Origin of the sequence: Alkalibaculum bacchi, from assembly GCF_937875145.1 — a bacterium.
Lineage (GTDB): Bacteria > Bacillota > Clostridia > Eubacteriales > Alkalibacteraceae > Alkalibaculum > Alkalibaculum bacchi_A.
On record NZ_CALNCS010000167.1, the window covers coordinates 1 to 4,703 of the forward strand.

The 4,703-nt window shown below is 33.9% G+C and carries 4 protein-coding genes; 3 read left to right on the forward strand and 1 reads right to left on the reverse strand.

Annotated elements, in window-relative coordinates; translation table 11 throughout:
* Window positions 1-67: 67 nt before the first annotated feature.
* Window positions 68-1,681 carry a glycosyltransferase family 4 protein gene (locus tag Q7P22_RS10030; protein WP_303863754.1) on the reverse strand — a complete coding sequence of 538 codons (1,614 nt, stop codon included), beginning with the start codon at window positions 1,679-1,681 and terminating at the stop codon, window positions 68-70.
* 278 nt (window positions 1,682-1,959) lie between these two features.
* On the opposite strand from Q7P22_RS10030, the gene Q7P22_RS10035 reads away from it, so the two are divergent.
* The 3 genes from Q7P22_RS10035 to Q7P22_RS10045 all read left to right on the forward strand — a co-directional run.
* A complete protein-coding gene (locus Q7P22_RS10035; RefSeq protein WP_303863756.1) occupies window positions 1,960-2,760 on the forward strand; it encodes a glycosyltransferase in 801 nt (266 codons plus the stop codon).
* On the forward strand, window positions 2,750-3,847 hold the full coding sequence (locus Q7P22_RS10040) for an acyltransferase (protein ID WP_303863774.1): 1,098 nt from the start codon (window positions 2,750-2,752) through the stop codon (window positions 3,845-3,847). Before Q7P22_RS10035 ends, Q7P22_RS10040 begins: the two co-directional genes overlap by 11 nt.
* 108 nt (window positions 3,848-3,955) lie before the next feature.
* Window positions 3,956-4,703: NAD(P)-dependent oxidoreductase (locus Q7P22_RS10045; RefSeq protein WP_303863776.1), on the forward strand; the 748-nt coding region annotated here is incomplete at its 3' end.

The following is a 4,703-nucleotide window of genomic DNA, read 5'->3' on the forward strand; positions in this document are numbered from 1 at the left end:
GCTTACACCAATGTAGAGACACGATCGCATTATTGTTATTAAAACAAACTTATTTGAACTTGAAGAGCTATAAATTAGACTTAAAAGTGTTTAATTTACTTTTTATGGCTCTAGGTACGGCAGTCAATACTCTACCAAGGGTGAAAGAAACTGATCCGAGAATTGCCTGCTGGTCATTTCGTAGATTAGCTAGAGAAGTTTCAGCTTGAAGTTTGTCTTTTTTTAGATTTAAGAGTGCTTGTCGCTGTTGTTGGAGAGCTTCTTGGTAATTTTTTTCTCTTAATGCCTCTTGCTCCATATGTGTATTAGTTGCATTTAAGAGAGAATTCCACAAAGTTTGTTCTAGCGCATTTTCATTTGAGATTGTATGAGAATGAGGTGTGAGTGTAGATGTAAAACAGTTATTCCAAAACATTGGAAAATTATAATTTTCAAGCCGAGTAATCTTATTCCGTCCTATCTTACTCATATAGTGGGCTAATGTCTTATCTAAAAGGACTTTAATTAACAATTGGCTTATCTTTTCAACATCATCTTGAGGAGCTGTTAAAACAGCTTTGTTATCGTCTACAAGGGTGAGATAAGGAAGGTCATAAATTACGCAAGGCAAACCAACCGCAAGAGCTTCCGCAAGTGCCAGTGACCATCCTTCTCTTCTTGAAGTAAGTAAGTATGCATCTGACTGCATATACCAATTGATCATATCCTTAAAGTTCTGTGGAGGAATAATAAGGATGTGTTTATCTAAATTCTTTTTTTTAATAAGCAGGGTGAAAGAGTGTTTAAATTCATCTGAGCAAGGGCCAATCATGAGTAAAGTAGCATCAGGAATACTTTTAACAACATTTTGCATAATAGGTATAACACGCTCAGGACATTTATCTGGATGCAGGCGTGCTGGCCAAATAATAGTGTGACCCTTAAGTGGTGCTGATGATTTTGTAACAGGAAGTGTTAAGGGATTAATAGTTTCGAATACATTATTGTTAAAATGACTCCAGAACATACAATCCATTTTACTTAAACTAATTATTCCGTCAGCAAGTTTATATGTACCAATAAGACCCTGAGCACCACCTGGGTATACTCGCTCAAGAAAAAATTGAGTAAAAGATGTTTGTATGTATATTAAAAAAGGAATTCCAAGTAATTTTGTAGTTATCATATCCCAAGGTAAAGTATGTGAAAACCAGTGTGCAAATATAAGAATATCAACTTTTTCATTTAGAAGAATATTATGCAGTGCTTCCCCTCTAAAAGCATATTTATCTGAACTGATTGTTCTTAAATCTGGAATGACATACCGTTTTACATCTTTAGGTAAAGAGTAATCATTAGGTTGTGGTGGGATATCAGTAATCAAGATGACCTTAAATCCTTGCGCTTTCCACATAGTAATTAATTCATGTGTTACACGTTCTCCTCCGCCAGTCCCAAAAGAGTAAAAGTAGATTGCAATCGTTTTGATCTTATTTCGAGTTACTTTTAGAGACTTTGATTCACATACAGCAGATGTTGCAATTGCCGGTTTGGTCCAAAAAGTTGATGCTATATGCGATATTGTAATTTGGGCTCCGTATCGCTTAATGAGGTTATCAAACAGAGAGGCAGCTTTATGAGAGGAGATATTGAAGAGAAAATTCTTAAAGTCGTTTTTAAATTGGTTTTGATCTTCTAGCATAGAAGTACCATCCTTATATATCTAAAATATTACTATATTAGATGATAGCAAGACTATCATAGAGAAATAGAAGTTTAGCTGTTTTAGATAACCTTGGATCAATGGTCTTCTATTAACTATTAGAGACAGTATATTGAGTGTTAGTGTCTTTTAATATTAATCAAATGAAAAGTTTCTTTTGTCTTAGATTTTAAAAGTACTTTAATTTACTGAATAGTTTGTGTAAGTTTTTTCGTTAATATATTTAGCATTGGTATTGAGAGGTGAAGGAAAGATATATGTATACTGCCGATGATCACACTTTTGTTATCTGTGCGTACAAGGACAATCCTTATCTTGAAAATACGATTAAAAGCATCGAGAACCAAAATGATTTAGGTAAAGTTATTGTTTCTACTTCTACACCAAGTAGTTTTATAGAAGAGATATGTAATAAATACAATATACCTCTTCTTATCAACCATAATCCAGGTTTAGCAGGAGATGACTGGAATTATGGTTATAATCATGCAGAAACCTCACTTGTGACAGTTGCCCATCAAGATGATCTGTATGATTCTAATTTTCTTACATCTACTTTAGAAATCCTGAACAGTCAACCTGCAGATGATGCCTTATTTGTCTTTACAGATTATTATGAGATTAGAAATGAACAACGTGTGTATAGCAATAGGATACTCAAAATTAAGCGTTGGCTTAATAGGCCTCTTTTGAATTCAAAATTAGCACGTTGCTATATTGGGAAAAGAGAAAGTTTACGATTTGGAGATGCCATCTGCTGTCCCTCTGTGACGTATGTTAAAAGCCATTTAGGCCTGAACATATTTGATACAAAATATACTAATAGCTGCGATTATGCAACTTTTGTTAAACTAGCACAAGAGCCGGGTGCCTTTTTATATTTGCCAAAGCAAATTATGGGTCATAGAATCTACGCGGAGTCTGCAACAAGCCGTAACATTAATCAAGATATTCGTAGATCGGAAGACTTCAAAATCCTATGTTCAATGTGGCCAGAATGGCTAGCAAATATAATAAATTTAGTCTATTCGATGAGCGAGAAAAGTAATGAGCTTTAATAAAAATAAGTTAAATAAAAAATTTTTAAATAATAATAGTATTATTATGCTTGGAGATGTAGGAAGTAATAAAAAAAATAATCTTAATATTTTACGACTTATTGCAGCTGTTTTGGTTATAGGATCCCATTCGGTTCCTCTCACAGCAGGTCCATCTTCGATGGATCTGCTTGCTCAAATGACAAGAGGTTCTCTTAGCTTTGGAAGTTTAGCTGTTGGTATATTTTTGTTAATGAGTGGATATCTAATTGCAGGTAGTGTTGAAAGACGTCGTAATTTTTATAATTATTTTAGTGCTAGATGTTTTCGAATCTTTCCGCAATTATTTTTTGTTGTTTTTTGCTGCGCTTTTGTAGTGGGCCCGCTTTTTAGTAAATTGTCTCCAAAAATATATTTTTTTAAAGTAGAAACATGGCTCTATTTCTTAAACGGCATTTTGATTATGCGACATAATTTGCCTGGCGTCTTTATTAATAACGCTTATCCAAATGTTGTGAATGGCTCTCTTTGGATACTGCCAATAGAATTTTCTTGCTATCTTTTAGCATATATTTTATTTAGGGTTTATCAGAAGAAGTCTAAATATTTTTTACTAATACTCTTTTTAGTATTTAGTTGTACAGCTGTAATATTTATAGTTGTTCATCCAAGTATTTTATTTACTTTAGTTAGTAGACCAGTTTTACTATTCCTAATTGGTATGTGTGCATATATTTATTGCAAACAAATTCGTATAAATAAATATATTTTTGTAGTTTTTGTCATTAACTTTATTCTACTTATTTATTTAAAGCTTGATCTATTTGCCATGCTTGTTTGTTTCCCGTACATCTTTTTTTATATTGCCTTTGCAGCGAAATACAAAATATTTGTTCAACCTCGAATTCGTGAAAATTCTTATGGACTTTATTTGTGGGGCTGGCCCATTGGACAAATGTTGTGCCAAATAGCTAGTAATAATTTAAAATGGTGGATGTTATTGCTGCTTACACTCCCTTTGGCTTATATGCTGGGCCTTCTAGGCGCAAAGGTTTCAGATATATTATTAACTGCTATAAGGAAAGAAATGCATATTGAACGAAAATAAAATGAAAGTGGTGGTAGCAAATACTTCACTTATAAACTCTATAATTAAGAATTAGTAGTAATAATATAAATAAATTTATATTCTTTTCATAGCTCTGAGGAGTTTAGTATGACTGAGACAGTCCTTGTAACTGGTGCGTCTGGCTATATTGGTCGGCATGTAGTAGACGCACTGACGTCGTATGATTGTAAGATAATTGTTGCAGACCCCCGAGCAAATGAAGATGATACACGATATCAAGTAGTAAGGCAGCCAATTTTTGAAGATGATGAACAGCTTTTTCAAGATCTAGGATCACCTGACAGATGCATTCATTTGGCGTGGAAAGATGGATTTAATCATAATTCATTTTCCCATCTTAAAACTTTACCGCTTCATCTACGATTTATATCGCGGATGGTGAGCGGGGGTATTAAAAGTTTATCTATTATGGGCTCTATGCATGAAGTTGGATATTGGGAAGGTCCTATTGATGAAAAAACACCTTGCGATCCTGAATCTTTCTATGGAATTGCAAAAAATGCCTTACGCCAAGCCTCGATGATCGTGGCCAAGAATTCTAATACTAAGCTTAAATGGCTCCGCGGTTTTTATGTTACAGGAGATGATGAGAATAGTAATTCTGTGTTTGGTAAGTTAGTTAAAGCTGCTAATGCGGGTGCTAAAAGTTTTCCTTTTACGTCAGGTAAAAATCAATATGACTTTATAGATGTTGATGAACTTGCTCAACAGATCGTAGCAGCCAGTATGCAAGATAGCATTAATGGTATTATCAATTGCTGTTCTGGGAAACCGCTCCCGTTGGGAGAGCGTATGGAGCAATTTATAACTGAACATGGATTTGATATCAAACTTA